Source organism: Paracoccaceae bacterium Fryx2 (assembly GCA_032334235.1).
Lineage (GTDB): Bacteria > Pseudomonadota > Alphaproteobacteria > Rhodobacterales > Rhodobacteraceae > JAVSGI01.
In genome coordinates this window covers 2969230-2988932 of the sequence record JAVSGI010000005.1, presented here as the reverse complement: position 1 = coordinate 2988932, position 19703 = coordinate 2969230, and the positions used below count along the sequence as shown (strand labels likewise).

Annotated in this window: 18 protein-coding genes and 1 pseudogene; 16 read left to right on the top strand and 3 right to left on the bottom strand. The window is 68.7% G+C overall.

From position 1 onward, the window contains the following. Positions 1 to 2 precede the first annotated feature (2 nt). Positions 3 to 2150 (top strand): indolepyruvate ferredoxin oxidoreductase subunit alpha, encoded by a 2148-nt coding sequence (locus tag RNZ50_23595; protein MDT8857959.1) that lies wholly within the window; start codon positions 3 to 5, stop codon positions 2148 to 2150. Beyond that, positions 2147 to 3673 (top strand): indolepyruvate oxidoreductase subunit beta family protein, encoded by a 1527-nt coding sequence (locus RNZ50_23590; GenBank protein ID MDT8857958.1) that lies wholly within the window; start codon positions 2147 to 2149, stop codon positions 3671 to 3673. Before RNZ50_23595 ends, RNZ50_23590 begins: the two co-directional genes overlap by 4 nt. 51 nt (positions 3674 to 3724) lie before the next feature. Here RNZ50_23590 and RNZ50_23585 read toward each other — a convergent pair whose 3' ends face one another. Beyond that, positions 3725 to 4816 (bottom strand): LLM class flavin-dependent oxidoreductase, encoded by a 1092-nt coding sequence (locus tag RNZ50_23585; protein MDT8857957.1) that lies wholly within the window; start codon positions 4814 to 4816, stop codon positions 3725 to 3727. 109 nt (positions 4817 to 4925) lie between these two features. On the opposite strand from RNZ50_23585, the gene RNZ50_23580 reads away from it, so the two are divergent. Further along, positions 4926 to 5480: a winged helix DNA-binding protein gene (locus tag RNZ50_23580; GenBank protein MDT8857956.1), complete on the top strand. Its 555-nt coding sequence runs from the start codon at positions 4926 to 4928 to the stop codon at positions 5478 to 5480. A 199-nt stretch (positions 5481 to 5679) separates the two neighbouring features. On the opposite strand, the gene RNZ50_23575 is transcribed toward RNZ50_23580, so the two are convergent. Next, positions 5680 to 6792 carry a 3-hydroxyacyl-CoA dehydrogenase NAD-binding domain-containing protein gene (locus RNZ50_23575; protein MDT8857955.1) on the bottom strand — a complete coding sequence of 371 codons (1113 nt, stop codon included), beginning with the start codon at positions 6790 to 6792 and terminating at the stop codon, positions 5680 to 5682. A 124-nt stretch (positions 6793 to 6916) separates the two neighbouring features. On the opposite strand from RNZ50_23575, the gene RNZ50_23570 reads away from it, so the two are divergent. From RNZ50_23570 to RNZ50_23535, 8 genes are all read left to right on the top strand, one after another. Continuing rightward, positions 6917 to 9202, top strand: a complete 2286-nt coding sequence (locus RNZ50_23570) for a bifunctional salicylyl-CoA 5-hydroxylase/oxidoreductase (protein MDT8857954.1) — start codon at positions 6917 to 6919, stop codon at positions 9200 to 9202. Further along, a complete protein-coding gene (locus tag RNZ50_23565) occupies positions 9199 to 9924 on the top strand; it encodes an SDR family oxidoreductase (GenBank protein ID MDT8857953.1) in 726 nt (241 codons plus the stop codon). Before RNZ50_23570 ends, RNZ50_23565 begins: the two co-directional genes overlap by 4 nt. Beyond that, entirely contained in the window at positions 9921 to 10370 is a 450-nt protein-coding gene (locus RNZ50_23560) for a MarR family transcriptional regulator (GenBank protein MDT8857952.1), read from the top strand. The genes RNZ50_23565 and RNZ50_23560 overlap by 4 nt, the downstream gene beginning before the upstream one ends. Then, positions 10367 to 11179, top strand: a complete 813-nt coding sequence (locus RNZ50_23555; GenBank protein ID MDT8857951.1) for an enoyl-CoA hydratase family protein — start codon at positions 10367 to 10369, stop codon at positions 11177 to 11179. The genes RNZ50_23560 and RNZ50_23555 overlap by 4 nt, the downstream gene beginning before the upstream one ends. Before the next feature lie 101 nt (positions 11180 to 11280). After that, positions 11281 to 12441, top strand: coding sequence for an acyl-CoA dehydrogenase family protein (locus RNZ50_23550; protein MDT8857950.1), 1161 nt, complete (start codon positions 11281 to 11283; stop codon positions 12439 to 12441). Further along, the gene (locus RNZ50_23545) at positions 12438 to 12854 is read left to right on the top strand and encodes a thioesterase family protein (GenBank protein MDT8857949.1); all 417 of its coding nucleotides are present in this window, start codon (positions 12438 to 12440) and stop codon (positions 12852 to 12854) included. Before RNZ50_23550 ends, RNZ50_23545 begins: the two co-directional genes overlap by 4 nt. Further along, complete coding sequence (locus RNZ50_23540) at positions 12851 to 13279, top strand: RidA family protein (GenBank protein MDT8857948.1); 429 nt, start codon at positions 12851 to 12853, stop codon at positions 13277 to 13279. Before RNZ50_23545 ends, RNZ50_23540 begins: the two co-directional genes overlap by 4 nt. Beyond that, positions 13276 to 14910, top strand: a complete 1635-nt coding sequence (locus RNZ50_23535; GenBank protein MDT8857947.1) for an AMP-binding protein — start codon at positions 13276 to 13278, stop codon at positions 14908 to 14910. Before RNZ50_23540 ends, RNZ50_23535 begins: the two co-directional genes overlap by 4 nt. Positions 14911 to 15038: 128 nt before the next feature. On the opposite strand, the gene RNZ50_23530 is transcribed toward RNZ50_23535, so the two are convergent. Continuing rightward, the gene (locus RNZ50_23530; protein ID MDT8857946.1) at positions 15039 to 15938 is read right to left on the bottom strand and encodes a LysR family transcriptional regulator; all 900 of its coding nucleotides are present in this window, start codon (positions 15936 to 15938) and stop codon (positions 15039 to 15041) included. Positions 15939 to 16032: 94 nt separating this feature from the next. Here RNZ50_23530 and RNZ50_23525 point away from each other — a divergent pair, with 94 nt between their 5' ends. The 5 genes and pseudogenes from RNZ50_23525 (at position 16033) to RNZ50_23505 (ending at position 19665) form a co-directional block, all read left to right on the top strand. Further along, a complete protein-coding gene (locus RNZ50_23525) occupies positions 16033 to 17415 on the top strand; it encodes a xanthine dehydrogenase family protein (protein ID MDT8857945.1) in 1383 nt (460 codons plus the stop codon). Between the two features lie 12 nt (positions 17416 to 17427). Beyond that, positions 17428 to 17595 (top strand): annotated as a pseudogene (locus tag RNZ50_23520) (molybdopterin cofactor-binding domain-containing protein). 9 nt (positions 17596 to 17604) lie between these two features. Then, on the top strand, positions 17605 to 18141 hold the full coding sequence (locus tag RNZ50_23515) for a molybdopterin cofactor-binding domain-containing protein (GenBank protein MDT8857944.1): 537 nt from the start codon (positions 17605 to 17607) through the stop codon (positions 18139 to 18141). Further along, positions 18138 to 19094, top strand: coding sequence for a dihydrodipicolinate synthase family protein (locus tag RNZ50_23510; protein MDT8857943.1), 957 nt, complete (start codon positions 18138 to 18140; stop codon positions 19092 to 19094). Before RNZ50_23515 ends, RNZ50_23510 begins: the two co-directional genes overlap by 4 nt. A gap of 22 nt (positions 19095 to 19116) precedes the next feature. Further along, entirely contained in the window at positions 19117 to 19665 is a 549-nt protein-coding gene (locus tag RNZ50_23505; protein MDT8857942.1) for a 3-hydroxyanthranilate 3,4-dioxygenase, read from the top strand. Positions 19666 to 19703 lie beyond the last annotated feature (38 nt).

The following is a 19703-nucleotide window of genomic DNA, read 5'->3' as shown; positions in this document are numbered from 1 at the left end:
TCATGGCCGAGCGGTCATTCAAGGCAGAGGTCGAACACCTGCGGCTGGGCGAGGGCGACACCTTCACCGGCGAAGGCATCCTTGCCATCACCAAGGCGCTGCTGGAAAACGGCGTGGGCTATGTCGGCGGCTATCAGGGCGCGCCGATCAGCCACCTGATGGACGTGCTGGCCGATGCCGAAGAGCTGCTGGCCGAACTCGGCGTCCGGTTCGAGGCGAACGCATCCGAAGCCGCCGCCGCCGCGATGCTGGCGGCCTCGGTGCATTACCCGATCCGCGGGGCAGTGACGTTCAAGGGCTCGGTCGGGGTCAATGTCGCCTCGGATGCGCTGGCAAACCTCGCCTCGTCGGGCGTGACCGGCGGCGCGCTGGTGATCGTGGGCGAGGATTACGGCGAAGGCTCCTCGATCATGCAGGAGCGCAGCCACGCCTTCGCGATGAAATCGCAGTTCTGGCTGCTTGACCCCCGCCCCAACCTGACCTCGATCGTCAAGGCTGTGGGCGACGGCTTCGCGCTGTCCGAGGCGACCAACACGCCCGTCATGCTGATGGTCCGCATCCGGTCCTGCCATGTCACCGGGTCTTTCCAGACCCGCGCCAACCGGCGCCCGCCGCTGACGGTGCGCGAGGCCCTCGCCGCCCCGCGCCGCGATTTTGCGCGCGTCGTGCTGCCGCCGATGTCCTTCGCGCATGAGCAGGACAAGGTGAAAACCCGCTGGCCTGCCGCCGAGCGGTTCATATTGGAGCACAGGCTGAACGAACGTTTCGGAACCGGCGGACCGGTCGGCATCGTGTTGCAGGGCGGCATGTACAACGCCGTGATCCGCGCGCTGCAACGGCTGGGGCTGGCCGATCTCGACGGCACCAGCCAGATTCCGCTCTACGTCCTGAACGTGACCTATCCGCTGCTGGCGACAGAGTTCCTGGAGTTCTGCGACGGGAAAGACGCCGTTCTGGTGGTCGAGGAAGGCCAGCCCGAGTTCATCGAACAGGGGCTGAGCACCATGCTCTACCGCGCCGGGTCGGGCGTAAGGCTGCACGGCAAGAACCTGCTGCCGATGGCCGGCGAATACACCGGCGCCGTGCTGCTCGATGGCGTCACCGCCTTCCTGCGCAAGACCGCGCCGCATCTGCTGCCCGGGCAGGTCCGCGCCCCCAACGCCGATGCGCCGCAGATTCCCGACCTGTCGAAAACCGTGCCGATCCGCCCGCCCGGCTTCTGCACCGGCTGCCCCGAACGCCCGATCTTCGCCGCGCTGAAGCTGGTGGAAAAGGAACTGGGCCTGCACCAGATCACCGCCGACATCGGCTGCCACCTGTTCGCCACCCTGCCGCCGTTCGAGATCGGCGGTTCCACCATGGGCTACGGCCTCGGCCCGGCCTCCAACGCAGCCTTCGACGGGGGCGGCGACAAGCGGGCGCTGTCGATCCTTGGCGATGGCGGGTTCTGGCACAACGGCCTGACATCCTCGATCGGCAACATGGTGTTCAACAAGTCCGACTCCGTCGCGGTGATCGTCGACAACTACTATTCCGCCGCCACCGGCGGTCAGGACATACCGTCGTCCCGCGCCGGGAACGTCACCAAAGCCACCGGCAACCCGATTTCCCGCGCCCTTCAGGGCATCGGCGTGAAATGGGTCCGCCAGATCGACCGCACCTATGACGTGACCCACATGCGCAACGTGCTGCGCGAGGCGCTGACCACCCCCACCAGGGGGCCGAAGGTCATCGTTGCCTCGTCCGAATGTATGCTGAACAGGCAGCGCCGCGAAAAACCCCTGCGCGCGCAGGCGATCCGGCAGGGCCGCCGCATCGAAACCCCGCGCTTCGGCGTCGATGATGACATCTGCACGGGCGACCACGCCTGCATCCGCCTGTCGGGCTGCCCCTCGCTGTCGCTCAAGCGGCTGGATGACCCGCTGCGCGACGACCCCGTGGCCGGCATCGACCAGTCCTGCGTCGGCTGCGGCAACTGCGGCGAGGTGGCCGATGCCGCCATCCTCTGCCCCAGCTTCTATCAGGCCGACGTGGTCCACAACCCGACCTCGCTGGAACGCCGCCTCGCCACCTTCCGAGCCCGCCTGATCGGCTGGCTGCAAACCCGCCGCCAGCAACGCCGCCTGTCCTTTGCCGAGGTTTCCGAATGACCGTTCACGACACCCTCGCCCCGCAGACCCCCGACGCCCGCCTTTCCCGGATCCTCAAGCTGGCGGTGATGGCGGTCGGCGGTCAGGGTGGCGGCGTGCTGACCGGCTGGATCGAGGATCTGGCCCGCGCCAACGGCTACACCGCGCAGGCGACCTCGGTCGCCGGGGTGGCCCAGCGCACCGGCGCCACGATCTACTACATCGAGATGGCCCCGACCGGCCCCGCCACGCCGGTCTTTGCCCTTTCGCCCGCCGCGGGCGATGTCGACATCCTGATCGCCGCCGAGATGATGGAGGCGGGCCGCGCCATCCTGCGCGGCTTCGTGACCCCAGACCGCACCACCCTGATCGCCTCCACCCACCGCGCCCTTGCGGTGTCCGAGAAGATGGTCCCCGGCGACGGCATCGCCAACGCCGCCGAAGTCGCCGCCGCCGCCGAAATCGCCGCCCGCCGCCTGATCCTGTTCGACATGGAGGATCTGGCGCTGCGCAACGGCTCGGTCATCTCGGCCAGCCTGTTCGGCGCGCTGGCAGGATCGGGCGCGCTGCCCTTCCCCCGAGCCGCGTTCGAGGCCGCCATCCGGGCCGGCGGCAAGGGCGTCGAGCCCAGCCTGCGCGCCTTCAACGCTGCCTGCGACGCCACCACTTCACCCCCGGCCACCGCCGTCAAACCCGCCCGCATCCCGCCAACCATCCATGGCCCCGCCGCCCTGCTGCAAGACTGGCAGGCCCTGCTGGCCCGCGTCGAAGCCCTGCCCCCTGCCGTCGCAGCCCTCGCCCGCCCCGGCCTGCGCAAGGTGGTCGACTTTCAGGACGCGGCCTATGGTGCCGACTACCTGAACCGCCTGCAAACCGTGCTGGCGCGCGACACCGCCCCCCATACCCTGACGGCCGAGGCCGCGAAATACATCGCCAACGCCATGGCTTACGACGACGTGATCCGCGTGGCCGACCTGAAAACCCGCGCCAGCCGCTTCACCCGCATCAAGGCCGAAATGGGCGTGACCCCCGCCACCCTGCTGCAACTGACCGAATTCATGCACCCCCGCGCCGAGGAACTCGCGGGCCTCCTGCCCGCCCGCCTCGGCGCGCGCGTTGCCGCCAGCCAGAAATGGATGGCCCGGCTCGACCGCTGGTTCAGCAAAGGGCGCCACCTGCGCAGCGACAGCCTGCCCGCGTTCCTTGCGCTCTACGCGCTGGGCGGCCTGCGGGGCTACCGCCGCCGCACCCTGCGCCATGCGCAGGAAATGCAGCACCTCGACCAGTGGCTTGCCACCGCGCTTGCCTGCCCGAACCCCGACCTCGCGACCGAGATCATCCGCTGCCGCCGCCTGATCAAGGGCTACTCCGACACCCACAGCCGCGGCACCTCGAAGTTCGACCGGGTGCTGCACGGCATCACGCTGGTGCAATCGCGCCCCGACGCCGCCGACTGGGCCCGCCGCCTGCGCGAAGCGGCGTTGAAGGACGAAGACGGCAAGGCGCTGGAAGGTGCGCTGCAAACCATCCGCAGCTTTGCCTGAAACGTCAAAGGGCGGCGCCCATCCGCGCCGCCCCCAGCCATCATCAACCCTTCAGCGGATGCCGCGCGCCTTCAGGATCGGCAGCACCGTGTCGCGGAAATACGGGAACTCCTTGACGTAATCGACAAACGACAGCGTCGTGCCCTTGAAGCCCGCGCCATGCAGCGCGCAGATGCCGTCGGCCACCTGTTCCGGCGTGCCGATCAACGGAAATCCGCCATGCCCCGCCGCCATCAGATCGCGGATCTGCGCCAGCAGGTCATGCGGAAAGCTGTGGGCATGGGCGAACTGCAACCGCACCAGATTGTCCACCGCCGCCCAGTCGGCATTGGTCTTGGCGGTGTATTCCAGCCAGGCCCGCGCCTCGGCCTCGCTGGGCCGGCAGATCACATGGCTGAAGGTCAGAACATCGACCTTGCGTCCCTTGGCGGCACCCTGCGCCTTCAGATCGGCAATCTCGGTCACTGAACGGGACAGATCAATGGCCGGGGTGAACAGGAAATTCGCGTTGTCGGTGGCAAACTCGCGCCCCTGCGGCGACCCCGCGGCGTTGATGATCGGCACGGCCCCGCGCAGCGGTTTCGGATCGCCCTTCACCCCTTTCAGATGGAAGAACTTGCCGTCCCAGTCGAAATGCTCGTCCGAGGTCCAGAGCTTGCGGATCACGTCAAACCATTCCTGCGCATAGCCATAGCGCGTCTCGTGGTCATCCGGCAGCGTCAGGCCCAGCGCCTCGTATTCGGGCTTGTTCCAGCCCGCCACGATGTTCAGCCCGGCCCGCCCCTGACCGATCTGGTCGATGGTGGCAATCTGCTTGGCAACCACCACCGGGTTGTTCGCCGCCGTGTGGATGGTGGCGAACACCGCGATGTTCTTGGTATTGGCCAGCAGGCCGGCCGCCCAGGTCATCGTCTCCAGCACGCCGCCGTGGAAATCGGTTTCGCCGCCATAGCCGATCCAGCGCGCGATCGGCAGCATGAAGTCGATGCCCGCATCATCCAGCAGCCTTGCCAGCGCCAGGTTGTTTTCCCAGCTGTTGACCCAGCGTTCCGGCACCTTGGTCACCGTCATGCCCGAAGAGCAGTTCGACGAAAAAGTGCCCAGCAAGAAGTGGTCGCCCGAAAGCATCGGGTTCTGTGTCATGGTGCATTCCCTGTTCTGGATTTATTTTATGCTTGAAACTCTATCGTAAAATCACGTTGCGTCAACGGGTTTCACGGGCAATCCTGCACCCCTGAAAGCGGAGCCTGCCATGCCGGACAAGACCCTTGAAACTCAAAGCAATCCCGATCAGCCCGGCCTCGAACGCCGCTGGCATCTGGCGCAAAGCCCGACCGAGATCGACGCGACCGAACTTGAATTCGCCCTGATGCGCGCCTTCGAGGGATTCGGCCGCTGGCAGTCCGAATGCCTCGCCTCGGTGTGCGACCTTGCGGCCACCGGGCCGGAAAACGCGCTGCTGCACATCATCCGCATGAACGAGCGGCCAAAGTCGATGAAGGATCTTGCCCGCCTGACCAACCGCGACGACGTGCCGAACATCCAGTATTCGCTGCGCAAGCTGCTGGCCGCCGGGCTGGTCGCACGCCAGGGGGCCGGCCGCTCCGGCGTCAGCTACCAGGTCACCGACCTCGGCCGCAAGGTCACCGACGATTTCGGCACCCTGCGCCGCCGCCTGCTGATCCGCGCCATCGCCGACCTGCCCGGCTTCGCCGCAAGGCTGGAAGAGGCCACCCGCACCCTGACCCTGCTCACCGGCATCTACGCCGAGGTCGCCCGCGCCGCCGCCACCCACCGCCCCGCCTGACCGCGCAGATTTGGCGTGCGGATTTCATCTTTGCACAAATATCCTCGCCGAAGGCTCTGCCCCCGCAGCGCACCCACCCCTTCCAGCAGCAGCGCTGGCTCGCCAATTCTTCTGTTCAAAAATATCCCCGCCGGAGGCTCCGCCGTCTGCCCCACTCACGGCGTGTGCAGCAATGCACCCTGGCCTGACGAAAGCCCGGTCAGTCCATCACCGCCAGCAACGGTGCCACATCATATCGCCCCACCAGATGCCCCGGCGCCCGTTCCGCCAGCCGCTCCAGTTCCGCCCGCACCGCGCCGAAGCCCAGCACCCGCCCCGCCGCGAACGGCCCGCGCGGAAAGTTCAGCCCCAGCACCATCGCCGTGTCGATCCCCACCGCATCCACCCCGCCCTCGCCCAGCAGATACGCCGCCTCGTTCACCAGCACGGCCTCGATCCGCAGCGCAATCGCCGCGGCATCGGTCGGCGCCGCGCCCACGGCATCGGGATACACGAACCCCCGCCCGGTCTTGCGCCCCAGATCGCCGCCCGCCACCTGCGCGCGCAGCGCGTCGAACACATGGTAGCGCGGGTGCCCGCCCATCGCCGCCGCCAGCCCTTCCGTCGCCGCCAGGTTGATGTCCGCCCCGACCAGGTCGATCAGCGCGAACGGCCCCAGCCGGTAGCCCGCCGCCAGCATCGCCGCATCCACCTCTCCCGCCGTCCGCCCTTCCTCCAGCAGCGCCAGCGCCTCGCCATAGAACGGCCGCGCGCAGCGGTTGACGATGAAACCCGGCGTGTCGGCGCAGGCCACCACCACCTTGCCCGTCCCTTCGGTCAGCCCGCGCGCCAGCGCGAGCGCGGCCGCCGAAGTCTCGGGCCCCGCCACCAGTTCCACCAGCTTCATGGCCGGCGCCGGATTGAAGAAATGCAGCCCCAGCACCCGCTCCGGCCGCGCCAGCCCTTCGGCAACCCGCGCCACCGACAGGGCCGACGTGTTGGTGGCCAGCACCGCGCCCGTCACCTGCTCCAGCGCCGCGAACAGCGCGCGCTTGGCGTCCAGCCGTTCGGCAATCGCCTCGATCACCAGATTCGCCGCGCCGAACCCTGCCAGATCGCACAGCTCCACGCGCGCCAGCACCGCCTGCATCGCGGCTTCCGTCATCCGCCCGGCGGCAACGCGGGGCGCCATCGCCGCAGCCAGCCGCTCCAGCGCCGCCTCGCGCGCCGGGGCATGGGCATCCGTCGCCAGCACCCGATGCCCGGCCTGCGCATAGACCTGCGCGATGCCCAGCCCCATCACCCCCAGCCCGACAACCCCGATCACCGCCATCGCATCCTCCGCTTTCCCCGCATCCTCGCCGCGATGCCCCGCGATTTCAAGCTGGAAACTTCAAGCTTGAAATACTCGCGGCGCGGTGGCACTCTGACCCGAACGCGCTTGAAGGAGTTGCAGGATGAAGGTGCTTTGCCTCGGTGGTGGCCCCGCGGGTCTGTATTTCGCCATTTCGATGAAACTGCGCGATCCCGCCCATCAGGTCACCGTGCTCGAACGCAACCGCGCCAATGACACCTTCGGCTGGGGCGTCGTGCTGTCCGACGATGCCCTTGGCCGGATGCAGAAGAACGACCCGCAAAGCACCGAGGCCATCCGCAACGCCTTCGCCTACTGGGACGATATCGCCGTGGTCCACGACGGGGTGCGGACCGTCTCGGGCGGGCACGGCTTTGCGGGCATCGGCCGCAAGGCGATGCTGATCCTCTTGCAGGCCCGCGCCCGCGAGCTTGGCGTCGATCTGCGCTTCGAGACCGAATTCCGCAGCGTCGAGGAATACCGTCACGACTACGATCTTGTCGTAGCCACCGACGGCATCAACAGCCTGGTGCGCCGCGAATACGCCGAGGTCTTCAAGCCCGATGTCGATCTGCGGCAGTGCAAGTTCGTCTGGCTGGGCACCCACGCCAAGTTCGACGACGCCTTCACCTTCATCTTCGAGAAGACCGAACACGGCTGGGTCTGGGCGCATGTCTACCAGTTCGACGACGCGACCGCGACCTTCATCGTCGAATGCCTGCCCGAAACCTGGGACCGCTGGGGTTTCGCCGACATGTCGAAGGAAGACACCGTCGCCACCTGCCAGCGCATCTTCGCGGCGCACCTTGGCGGCCACGACCTGATGTCGAACGCCACCCACCTGCGCGGCTCTGCGGTGTGGATGCAGTTCCCCCGTGTGATCTGTGAAAAATGGTTTCACGAAAATGTCGTGCTGATGGGCGACGCGGCGGCGACAGCACATTTCTCGATCGGCTCCGGCTCGCGTCTTGCGTTTGACAGTGCCATCGCCCTTGCCGACTACCTCCATTCCGAACCGACGCTGGAAGGCGCCTTCCTGCGCTATCAGGAGGAACGCCGGGTCGAGGTGCTGCGCCTGCAATCGGCCGCGCGCAACAGTCTGGAATGGTTCGAGCAGGTCGAGCGTTACCTTGACATGCCGCCGCAGCAGTTCGCCTATTCCCTGCTGACCCGCAGCCAGCGCATCAGCCACGAAAACCTGCGCCTGCGCGATCCGGCATGGCTGCGCAGCGCCGAGGACTGGTTTCAGGAACAGGCGGGCGGCAAGGCGGGCCGCGCGCCGATGTTCGCGCCGTTCCGGCTGCGCGACATGGTGCTGGAAAACCGCATCGTCGTCTCGCCCATGGCGCAATACAAGGCGGTCGATGGCTGCCCGACCGACTGGCATTTCGTGCATTACGCCGAACGGGCCAAGGGCGGCGCGGGCCTCGTCTTCACCGAGATGACCTGCGTTTCGCCGCAGGGCCGCATCACCCCCGGCTGCACCGGGCTCTACGCCCCGGAACACGAGGCCGCATGGCGCCGATTGGTTGCCTTCACCCATGCCGAAACGGCGGCAAAGATCTGCTGCCAGATCGGCCATTCCGGCCGCAAGGGCTCGACCCAGCTTGGCTGGGAAACCATGGATGCGCCGCTGGCCGACGAAAACTGGCCGCTGATCTCGGCCTCGGCCCTGCCGTGGCAGGCAGGCAATGCCGTGCCGAAGGCGATGGACCGCGCCGACATGGATGCGGTGAAAAACGATTTCATCCGCGCCGTGCAGATGGCCGACCGCGCCGGTTTCGACATGGTCGAACTGCACGCCGCGCACGGCTACCTGATCAGCAGCTTCATCTCGCCCGCCTCCAACGTCCGCACAGATGCGTATGGCGGCAGTCTGGAAAACCGGATGCGCTACCCCCTGGAAGTTTTCGCCGCGATGCGCGCCGCCTGGCCCGCCGCCAAGCCGATGTCGGTGCGGATCTCGGCCACCGACTGGATCGGTGACGACGGCGTGACGCCCTCGGATGCGGTCGCGATTGCGGCGATGTTCGCCGCCGCCGGGGCCGACATCATCGACGTGTCGGCCGGCCAGACCAGCACCGACGCCCGCCCGGTTTACGGCCGCATGTTCCAGACCCCGTTCAGCGACCGCATCCGCAACGAGGCGGGCATCGCCACCATGGCAGTCGGCAACATCTTCGAGGCCGACCACGTCAATTCCATCCTGATGGCCGGGCGCGCCGATCTGGTATGCCTCGCCCGCCCGCATCTGGCCGATCCCTACTGGACGCTGCACGCCGCCATGCAGCTGGGCGACACCGCAACCCGCTGGCCGCTGCCCTACCTGCCGGGCCGCGATCAGGCCGCGCGGCTGGCCCAGAAATCGGCAGAGGCGATCCGGGCATGACCGCGCGCCGCACCCTGGTCACCGGCGGCGGGTCTGGCATCGGCCGCGCCATCGCCCGCGCCTTCGCGCAAGCGGGGGATCACGTCACCATCACCGGCCGCCGCATCGAGCCCTTGCAGGAAACCGCCGTGGGTCACGACATGGCCTGCCGCCTTGCCGACGTGACCGACGAGGCGCAGGTGGCCGCGCTGTTCGACACGCCCTTCGACGTGGTGGTGGCCAATGCCGGCGAGGGCACGGCGGCGCGGCTGGGCGACACCACGCTGGAGATGTGGAGCCAGACGCTGGCGGTGACGCTGACCGGCGTGTTCCTGACCTTCCGCGCGGCGCTGCCGGGCATGGGGCCGGGCGGGCGGCTGATCGCCATCGGCTCCACCGCCAGCCTGAAGGGCGGCGCCAACGTCGCCGCCTACACCGCCGCCAAGCACGGCGTGCTGGGCCTCGTGCGCTCGGTCGCGCTGGAGGTGGCGAAGAAGGGCATCACCTGCAACGCGGTCTGCCCCGGCTTCGTCGCCACTCCGATGGCCGACCGTGCCGCCGAGGGCCTGATGGCGCGGCGCGGCATCGACCGCGCCGCGGCCGATGCGCTGCTTTGCAGCGACAACCCCGGCGGCCGGCTGATCTCGCCCGAGGAAGTGGCGGGCGCGGTGCTTTACCTCGCCTCGTCGGCGGCTTCGATGGTCAACGGCCACGCGCTGGCGGTTTCGGGGGGCGAGATATGACGAAACCATCCGACCCGCTGTCCAAGCGCCGCCTCAAGACCTGGATCCGCATCCTCGGCGTGACCCGCACCGCCGAAAGCCACCTGCGCGAGTTCCTGCGCGTCAACCACGCCACCACGCTGCCGCGCTTCGACGTGATGGCCGCCCTGTGGCGGCGGCGCGAGGGCGTGACGATGTCGGAGCTTTCGCGCCTGCTGCTGGTGTCGAACGGCAACGCCACCGCCGTGGTCGACCGGCTGGAAAAGGACGGTCTGGCCCGCCGCACCCAGTCGGAAACCGACCGCCGCACCATCCACGTCGCCCTGACCGACGCGGGCCTGCGCCAGTTCGAGGGCCTGGCCGCCGAGCATGAACACGAGGTCAACGCCCTGTTCGGCGCGCTGACCGAGGCCGATCTCGACGCGCTGACCGACATCCTGAAACGCATCAAGGAAGACCGGGCATGACCCAGATGGCCAGCCATCAGCCGGAGCATTTCTCGTGGACGGTGCGGGACCGCATCGCCACCATCCGCCTGACCCGCCCCGACCGCAAGAACCCGCTGACCTTCGACAGCTACGCCGAACTGCGCGACACCTTCCGCGCCCTGCCCTATGCCGAGGATGTCGACGTGGTGATCCTCGGCTCGAACGGCGGCAACTTCTGCTCGGGGGGCGATGTGCACGACATCATCGGCCCGCTGGTGGGGCTGGACATGAAGGGCCTGCTGGCCTTCACCCGGATGACCGGCGATCTGGTCCGCGCGATGATCGGCTGCCACAAGCCGGTGATCGCGGCGGTCGATGGGGTCTGCGTCGGGGCCGGGGCGATCCTTGCCATGGCATCCGACCTGCGGCTGGCAACGCCGGAGGCCAAGACTGCCTTCCTGTTCACCCGCGTCGGGCTGGCGGGTTGCGACATGGGGGCCTGCGCCATGCTGCCCCGCATCGTCGGTCAGGGCCGCGCCGCGGACCTGCTCTATACCGGGCGCAGCATGACGGCCGCCGAGGGCGAGCGCTGGGGCTTCTGGAACAGCCTGCACGCCGCCGACACGCTGGAGGCCGAGGCGCTGGCGCTGGCCCGGCGCATCGCCGACGGGCCGACCTTCGCGCATGGCATCACCAAGACGCAACTGAACCAGGAATGGAACATGGGGCTGGATCAGGCGATCGAGGCCGAGGCCCAGGCCCAGGCGATCTGCATGCAGACCCAGGATTTCGCGCGGGCCTACCATGCCTTTGTCGCGAAGGAACGGCCGGTGTTCGGCGGCAACTGACAGGACCGGGGGGCTGTCTGCGCCCCGGCTTCGACAAAAGACCGGGGGGCTGTCTGCCCCCCGGACCCCCCGAGGATATTTTTGAACAGAAGAAAGTGAAGATGGCAGATCGTTCGTTTCTGGAATGGCCGTTCTTCGAGGACCGGCATCGCGCGCTGGCCGGGGCGCTGGAGACGTGGTGCGCGGCACACCTGCCGGTGGATCATGGCGATGTCGATGCGGCCTGCAAAGGGCTGGTGCGGCTGCTGGGGGAAGGTGGCTGGCTGCAGCACAGCGCCGCCGGGGCGGGCGAGGTGCTGGACGTGCGCAGCCTGTGCCTGATCCGCGAGACGCTGGCGCGCCATGACGGGCTGGCCGACTTCGCCTTTGCCATGCAGGGGCTGGGGATGGGCGCGGTGTCGCTGTTCGGGTCACCCGAGCAGCGGCTGTGGCTGGAGAAGACCCGGGCCGGGGCGGCGATTGCCGCCTTTGCGCTGACCGAGCCGGGCGCCGGGTCGGATGTGGCGGCAACCGCCACGACTGCCGCACGGGTGGCGGGCGGCTATGTGCTGAACGGCGAGAAGACCTATATCTCGAACGGCGGCATTGCGGATGTCTATGTGATCTTTGCCCGGACCGGCGAGGCGCCGGGGGCGCGCGGGTTGTCGGCCTTCCTGATGCCCGCCGATGTGGCGGGGCTCTCGGTGGTGGAGCGGATCGCGGTGATGGCGCCGCATCCGCTGGCGCATCTGCGGCTTGACGATGTGGCGCTGCCCGAGGCGGCGCGGATCGGCGGGGCGGGCGACGGGTTCAAGGTGGCGATGTCGGTGCTCGACGTGTTCCGCGCCACGGTGGGGGCGGCAGCATTGGGCTTTGCCCGCCGCGCGCTGGACGAGGCGCTGGCGCGGGTGCAGGCCCGGCGCATCGGCGGCGCGCCGCTGGCGGATTTGCAGATGGTGCAGTGCCATATTGCCGACATGGCGCTGGAGGTCGATGCGGCGGCCCTGCTGGTCTATCGCGCCGCCTGGACCAAGGACAGGGGCGCCGCCCGGGTCAGCCGCGAGGCGGCGATGGCCAAGCTTTACGCCACCGAGGCGGCGCAGCGGGTGATCGACGCCGCGCTGCAACTGCATGGCGGCGACGGGGTGCGGACCGGGTTCGCGGTGGAAGGCCTCTACCGCGAGATCCGGGCGCTGCGCATCTATGAAGGGGCCAGCGACGTGCAGCGCGTGGTGATCGCCCGCGCCGTGCTGGCCGAGGCCAAGGTGGAGGCCGCGCCATGAGCTATACCCGCATCATCCCGGTCGAGTTCAACCACTGCGACCCGGCGGGGATCGTGTTCTATCCGCGCTATTTCGAGATGACCAACTCGGTGGTCGAGAACTTCTTTGCCGAGGTGCTGGGCTATCCCTTCGCCCGCATCTCGGTGGTCGAGAAATGCGGCGTGCCGACGGTGCGGATCGTGACCGACTTCCGCGCGCCGTCGCGGCTGGGCGACAGGGTGGGCTTCACGCTGGAGATCCTGCGGATCGGTGGATCGTCGGTGCGGTTTCTGGTCACCGCGCGGGCGGGGGAGGAACTGCGCCTGACCGCCGACCTGACGCTGGTCTGGGTGACGCCCGAGGGTCGCGCCGCGCCCTGGCCAGAGGAGATCCGCGCCGCCATGACCGCCTTTCACCAAGGAGCCGCCGCATGACCCATGAGTTTCTGCATCCCAGGGCGTGGAAGCCCGCGCTGGGCTATTCCAACGGCGTGGCCGCCTCGGGGCGGATGGTGTTCTGCGGCGGGCTGATCGGCTGGAATGCCGACCAGGTGTTCGAGACCGACGATTTCGTGGGTCAGGTGGCGCAGACCCTCCGCAACATCGTGGCGGTGCTGGATTGTGCGGGGGCGCGGCCCGAGCATCTGGTGCGGCTGACCTGGTATGTCACCGACAAGGCCGAATACCTCGGCAGCCTGCGCGATCTGGGGCGGGTGTATCGCGAGATCCTCGGGCGGAATTACCCGGCCATGGCGCTGGTGCAGGTGGTGGCGCTGGTCGAGGACCGCGCAAAGGTCGAGATCGAGGCGACGGCGGTGGTGCCTCTGGCCGACGAAATGGTTGACAGAGGGTTGACATGAGCAGTCAAGCCCTTGGTCCGACAGGACATTCTGATGCTTTCACGCGTGAAAACCTGCCGCCCGCCGAGCTGTGGCCCGAGATCGGGTTGGGCAGGTTCCAGTATCCCGAATATCTGAATGCGGCGGTGGAGCTGACCGACCGGATGGTGGAGCGCGGCTTTGGCGACCATGTGGCCCTGATCGGCAACGGGCGGCAGCGGACCTACAAGGAACTGACCGACTGGACCAACCGGATCGCGCAGGCGCTGGTTGCGGATTTCGGGGTCAAGCCCGGCAACCGCGTGCTGATCCGGTCGGCCAACAATCCGGCGATGGTGGCGGCATGGCTGGCCGCGACCAAGGCAGGGGCGGTGGTGGTGAATACCATGCCGATGCTGCGGGCGGGCGAGCTCGCCCGGATCGTCGACAAGGCCGAGATCAGCCACGCGCTCTGCGACACGCGGCTGATGGATGAACTGGCGGTCTGCGCCAAGGGCAGCCGGTTCCTCTCGACCGTGATCGGCTTTGACGGCACCGCCAACCATGACGCCGAACTGGACCGGGCGGCGCTGTCGAAACCGGTGCGGTATCAGGCGGTGCTGACCGGGCGGGATGACGTGGCGCTCTTGGGCTTCACCTCGGGCACCACGGGCGAGCCGAAGGCGACGATGCATTTCCACCGCGACATCCTGATCATCGCCGATGCCTATGCCGCCGAGGTGCTGGCGGTGACGCCGCAGGATGTGTTTGTCGGCTCGCCACCGCTGGCCTTCACCTTCGGGCTGGGGGGATTGGCGGTTTTTCCGCTACGGTTCGGCGCGGCGGCGGCGCTGCTGGAGAATGCCTCGCCGCCGAACCTGATCGAGATCATCCAGAAATACCGTGCAACCGTGTGTTTCACCGCGCCGACAGCCTACCGGGCGATGCTGCGCGCGATGGAGGACGGGGCCGACCTGTCGAGCCTGCGCGCCGCGGTCTCGGCGGGCGAGACGCTGCCGGGGCCGGTTTATGACGAGTGGATCGCGAAGACCGGCAAGCCGATGCTGGACGGGATCGGCTCGACCGAGATGCTGCACATCTTCCTGACCAACCGCTTCGGCGACAGCCATCCGTCCTGCACCGGGCGCCCCTTGACCGGCTACGAGGCGAAGGTCATCGGGCCGGACGGGGCCGAGGTGCCGCGCGGCGAGATCGGACGGCTGGCGGTGCGCGGGCCAGTGGGCTGCCGCTACCTGAGCGCACCGGACCGGCAGCGTGATTACGTGAAGGACGGCTGGAACCTGACGGGCGACAGCTTCTGGCAGGACGAGGCAGGATACTTCCACTTCGCCGCGCGCACCGACGGGATCATCCTGTCGGCGGGCTACAACATCGCGGGGCCCGAGGTGGAGGCCGCCCTGCTGTCGCACCCCGACGTGGTGGAATGCGCGGTGATCGGCGTGCCGGACGAGGAGCGCGGCCAGATCGTCGAGGCCCATGTCGTGCTGGCGGCGGGGGTGCTGCCGGATGGGGCGACGGCCAAGGTGCTGCAGGACCATGTGAAGGCGGTGATCGCGCCGTTCAAGTATCCGCGCCGGGTGGTGTTTTTGGACGCGCTGCCGAAGACGGAGAGCGGCAAGATCCAGCGGTTCCGGTTGCAATCGGAGGGTTAGGCGCCGACCGGGGCAGCCGGGGCCAGATTGTCGGCGATGACGCTGGCGGAAGCGACCGGGGGCCAGCCCCCGGACCCCCGGGATATTTGTGCCAATGTGAATTTGGGAAGACCAAGTACGGAGAAGAGTCAGGGCACGCTTTTGCGCAGGGCGCGGGTCAGGTGGTCGGCGAAGGTAGTGGCGGCGGGGGATAGGCTGCGGTCCTGCGCGTGGATCAGGGCGACCTCGCGGCCGATGGTGGGCCGCGTCAGCGGGCGGGCGTGCAGCGTCGGGGCGGGGCCGGACAGGGCGGCGCGGGCGTAGCCGGGCAGGATGGCAAGGCCGAGACCGGCTCCGGCGAGGGCCAGCGCGGTGGCGATGCCGTGGACCTCGAACGCCGGGCGCAGGGTCAGGCCGACGGCGGCGAAGCCGAGGTCGGTCAGCAGGCGCAGCCCGCTGGAGGGGGCCAGCGCGATGACCGGGTGCCCCGCCAGATCTGCCCAGCAGGGGGCGGCGGGCAGGTCGGCGGCCGGCGGGGCGAAGACCATCATCTCGTCATGCAGGATCGGGTGGCGGGCCAGGTCGGTGTCGCCGGGCGGAAAGGTGCCCAGCCCGAGGTCGGCATGTCCGCTTGGGACCTGCACGATGATCTGTTCGGTGCCAAGATCGGCCAAAGCCAGCGTCAGGCCAGGGTGTGCCGTACGGAAAGTGGCGAGGATGCCGGGCAGCACTGTCGCCGCCAGCAGGGGCGGCGCGGCGAGCCGGACATGGCCCTGCCGCAGCCCGGCATGGTCGCGGGCCTGCGCCACCGCCCGGTCAAGTTCGGCCAGCCCCTTCAACGCCTGCTCGCGGAACGCCTGCCCGGCCTCGGTCAGCACCACGCGGCGGGTGGTGCGGTCGAACAGGCGCAGGGTCAGCGTTGCCTCAAGCTCGCGCACCGACTGGCTGATGGCGGGCTGGGTGGTGCCCAACCGTTCGGCGGCGCGCGAGAAGGTGCCGTGGTCGGCCACGGCAAGGAACGCCTCGATCTGGCGCAGGCTGGGGCGCATCATTCATGTCCTTTGGCTTATGAATTGATAACGCATCGCCGGATTGCCGTATAGGTGTTGCGGTGCTTTGCTGGGCGGAACACGGGGGTGCGGAATGGATGGGGCGAAGCCGGGTGGGGCGTGGATCGGGCGTGCGATGGCGCGGCGCGAGGATGTGCGGCTGCTGACCGGGCGCGGGCGGTTTGTCGATGACCTGACGCCCGGGGGCGCGCTGGTGCTGGAGGTGCTGCGCAGCCCGCATGGCTCGGGCAGGATCGACGGGCTGGACGTGACCGGGGCGCGGGCCTTGCCGGGGGTGGTGGCGGTGTTCACCGCGGCCGATCTGGCGGGGCTGGGGTCGGCGGCGGTGAATGCCCTGCTGCCGGGGGTTGCGGCGGTGCCGCTGCCGCTGCTGGCTGTGGGGCGGGTGCAGGCCGTGGGGCAGGCGGTGGCCGCCGTGGTGGCGACCAGCCGGGAGGTGGCGCGCGATGCGGTGGATCTGATCGTGCTGGATGTGGCCGAGGACGAGGCCGGGCCGGTGCCGCTGCTGCGGCATGTCTGGGGGGCACCGTTCGAGCCCCGGGGGGTGCCGGTGATGGCGCGCGTCGATCATGCGCTGGTGGCGCCCCTTGCGCTGGAGCCTCGCGCGGCGCTGGCGGTGCCGGAAGAGGGGGGGCTGTGTGTCTGGCTTTCGACGCAGACGCCGCAGCGCGGGCGCGATGATCTGTGCGCCATTCTGGGGATTGGCCGGGGCCGGCTGCGGGTGATTGCGCCCGATGTCGGCGGGGCCTTTGGCGGCAAGGCGTCGCTGATGCCCGAGGATGCGCTTGTGGCGCTGGCCGCACTGCGGCTGGGGCAAGCGGTGCATTGGTGCGCCACGCGGTCGGACGAGTTTCAGGCGGCGACGCAGGGGCGGGGGGCGGCGAGTTCCGGCACCCTGTGGCTGGACGCGGATGGCAGGGTGCGGGGGCTGCGGGCCGAGCTGGAGTTTCCGTTGGGGCACTGGATGCCCTATTCGGCGCTGGCACCGCTGCGCAATGGCGGGCGCATCCTGCCGGGGCCCTACAACGTGGCGGCGGTGGAGGTTGTGGCCGGGGCATCCCTGACCAATGGCGCGGCGGTGAACATCTATCGCGGCGCCGGGCGGCCCGAGGCGGCGATGCTGATGGAGCGGCTGATGGACCGCGGCGCGCAGGCACTGGGGCTTGACCCGCTGGAGTTGCGGCGGCGCAATCTGGCACTGGCGCCGCAAGTGTTGCCCTCGGGTGACCGGCTGTGTTCGGGCAATTTCGCCGGGCTGCTGGACCAGCTGGAACGGGAGTCGGGCTATGCCGGATTGCGGGCGGCGCAAGTGGCGCGGCGGGCGGCGGGCGAGGTCTGCGGGCTGGGCCTTGCGCTTTACGTCGAGCCTTGCGGGCAGGGCTGGGAGACGGCCGAGATCCGGCTGATGGGCGACGGGCGGCTGGTGGCGCTGACCGGGTCGTCGGCGCAGGGCTAGGGGCGCGAAACGGCCTTCGCCCAGATCGTGGCCGAGGCGCTGGGGGTGGAGCCGGGGGCGGTCGAGGTGCGGGCCGGCGATACCGCCGAGGTGCCCGAGGGCATCGGCGCGCTGGCCAGCCGGTCCACCGCGATTGGCGGCACGGCGATGTGGCGGGCCTGTGCCGCGCTGCTGGATGAGCTTGCAGGGGTGCCCGACTGGCGCGGCCGGAACGGGGCGCCGGACGAGGTGGTGGCAAGCGCGCAGGTCCGGCACGAGGCGGCGGGCGAGGCCTGGGCCTCGGGCGCCGTGCTGGCCGAGGTGGCGGTGGATGCCGACACCGGGGTGGTGACGGTGGAGCGCATCACCTGGGTTGACGATGCCGGGCGGGTGATCAACCCGCTGCTGGTGCAGGGGCAGTTGGTGGGCGGTCTGGCGCAGGGGCTGGGGGCGGCGCTGATGGAACGCATCGTCTATCAGGACGGGCAGTTGCTGACCGGCAGCCTGATGGATTACGCCCTGCCCCGCGCCACCGACATGCCACCGGTGCGGATATTCAGCCAGCCGAACCTTAGCCCCGTCAACGACCTTGGGGTGAAGGGCGTGGGCGAGGCCGGCTGCATCGGCGTGCCTGCCGCGATCTTGAACGCGGTGCAGGATGCGCTGTTGCCTTACGGTGCCCCCGATCTTTCGCTGCCGCTGACGCCGGAAAAGGTGTGGCGCGCAATGACAGGACGACCGCTATGAAATACACCCGCGCCGACGCCAAGACCCACGCCTTTGCCCACATGCGCGGCATCTGGGCCGCCGCCCTGATGCCGTTCCGCGACGATCTGGCCATCGACGAGGAGGGCTTTCGCGCCAACATGGACCACTGGATCACCGATCTGGGGATCGACGGCTTCTTCATCGCGGGCAAGCAGGGCGAGTTCTTCTCGATGTCGGTCGCGGAACGCAAGCGGGCCTTCGATCTGGCGGTGGCGGCGGCCGACGGGCGGGCGCAAACGATCATGTCGTGCAGCGACCAGAACATGGATGTGGTAATCGACCTTGCCCGCCATGCGCAGGCCTGCGGCGCGGATTACATCGTGGTCCATGCGCCGATGCTGCATTTTTTCAGGGAGCAGGATGAAACCCTGCTGCGCTACTATGAGACCATCGCGGCGAAGGTCGATATCGGCATCGCGCTGTGGTCGCACCCGGACTCGGGCTATCTGATGTCGCCCGCGCTCTGCAACCGGCTGGCCGATATTCAGACGGTGGTGGCGATCAAGTATTCGGTGCCGCGCCCGATGTATGCCGAACTGACCCGGCTGGCGGGTGACCGGATCATCGTCTCCACCGCGTCGGAGGAGGAATGGCTGGACAATATCCTGGAACTGGACTGGCGGCTTTACCTGTGTTCCTCGCCGCCCTACCTGATTCAGACCGCGAAGGATCGGCGGATGCGCGACTATACCGATCTGGCCTTTGCCGGGCGGGGTGCCGAGGCGCGGGTGCTGCGCGACAGCCTCGACCCGGTGCGCCATGCGCTGAAATCGACCCGGCCCGCCGAAAAGCCGCACAGCCACCAGAAATACTGGCAGACGCTGCTGGGCCAGACCGGCGGCCGGGTGCGCCCGCCTTTGCTGGAACTGACCGGGGATGAACAAGTCCGGACCCGCGCGGCGTTTGACGCCTGCGGGCTGATCACCGCATGATACCCTGAAAACGGAGACGCCGATGACCCGCCTTGCCGCCTTCAACTTCCAGAAATGGATCGACGAGCACAAGCACCTGCTGAAACCGCCAGTCGGCAACCAGATGGTGTTCAAGGATGCCGACCTGATGGTGACGGTGGTCGGCGGCCCGAACCAGCGCACCGACTACCATGACGACCCGGTGGAGGAGTTCTTCTATCAACTGAAGGGCGACATGCTGCTGAAGCTGCACGACACGGTGTCGGGCGAATTCTACGACGTGCCGATCCGCGAGGGCGACATCTTCCTGCTGCCCGCCCACATGCGCCATTCGCCGCAGCGCCCGCAGGAAGGCTCGGTCGGGCTGGTGATCGAACCGGCGCGACCCGAGGGGGCGCTGGATGCGGTGGAGTGGTATTGCTTCGACTGTCACGCGCTGGTCCACCGCGCCGAGGTCGATCTGGAAAGCATCGTCGATGACCTGCCGCCGATCTATGCCGCGTTCTACGCCGACTCTGCGGCGCGCACCTGCCCGAAGTGCGGCACCCTGCACCCCGGCAAGGTGCCGCCCGCCGGTTGGGTGGCGCTGTAGATATTTCAGACTTGAAGTGCTTTGCCCGAACGGGCAGG

Bases quoted from the DNA above. Each gene is read 5' to 3' on its own strand.
- RNZ50_23590 (MDT8857958.1), top strand. From the start codon at position 2,147: ATGACCGTTCACGACACCCTCGCCCCGCAGACCCCCGACGCCCGCCTT.
- RNZ50_23540 (MDT8857948.1), top strand. From the start codon at position 12,851: ATGACCCATGAGTTTCTGCATCCCAGGGCGTGGAAGCCCGCGCTGGGC.
- RNZ50_23585 (MDT8857957.1), bottom strand. From the start codon at position 4,816: ATGACACAGAACCCGATGCTTTCGGGCGACCACTTCTTGCTGGGCACT.
- RNZ50_23555 (MDT8857951.1), top strand. From the start codon at position 10,367: ATGACCCAGATGGCCAGCCATCAGCCGGAGCATTTCTCGTGGACGGTG.
- RNZ50_23545 (MDT8857949.1), top strand. From the start codon at position 12,438: ATGAGCTATACCCGCATCATCCCGGTCGAGTTCAACCACTGCGACCCG.
- RNZ50_23550 (MDT8857950.1), top strand. From the start codon at position 11,281: ATGGCAGATCGTTCGTTTCTGGAATGGCCGTTCTTCGAGGACCGGCAT.
- RNZ50_23565 (MDT8857953.1), top strand. From the start codon at position 9,199: ATGACCGCGCGCCGCACCCTGGTCACCGGCGGCGGGTCTGGCATCGGC.
- RNZ50_23560 (MDT8857952.1), top strand. From the start codon at position 9,921: ATGACGAAACCATCCGACCCGCTGTCCAAGCGCCGCCTCAAGACCTGG.
- RNZ50_23505 (MDT8857942.1), top strand. From the start codon at position 19,117: ATGACCCGCCTTGCCGCCTTCAACTTCCAGAAATGGATCGACGAGCAC.
- RNZ50_23575 (MDT8857955.1), bottom strand. From the start codon at position 6,792: ATGGCGGTGATCGGGGTTGTCGGGCTGGGGGTGATGGGGCTGGGCATC.
- RNZ50_23570 (MDT8857954.1), top strand. From the start codon at position 6,917: ATGAAGGTGCTTTGCCTCGGTGGTGGCCCCGCGGGTCTGTATTTCGCC.
- RNZ50_23525 (MDT8857945.1), top strand. From the start codon at position 16,033: ATGGATGGGGCGAAGCCGGGTGGGGCGTGGATCGGGCGTGCGATGGCG.
- RNZ50_23510 (MDT8857943.1), top strand. From the start codon at position 18,138: ATGAAATACACCCGCGCCGACGCCAAGACCCACGCCTTTGCCCACATG.
- RNZ50_23595 (MDT8857959.1), top strand. From the start codon at position 3: ATGGCCGAGCGGTCATTCAAGGCAGAGGTCGAACACCTGCGGCTGGGC.
- RNZ50_23535 (MDT8857947.1), top strand. From the start codon at position 13,276: ATGAGCAGTCAAGCCCTTGGTCCGACAGGACATTCTGATGCTTTCACG.
- RNZ50_23530 (MDT8857946.1), bottom strand. From the start codon at position 15,938: ATGCGCCCCAGCCTGCGCCAGATCGAGGCGTTCCTTGCCGTGGCCGAC.
- RNZ50_23580 (MDT8857956.1), top strand. From the start codon at position 4,926: ATGCCGGACAAGACCCTTGAAACTCAAAGCAATCCCGATCAGCCCGGC.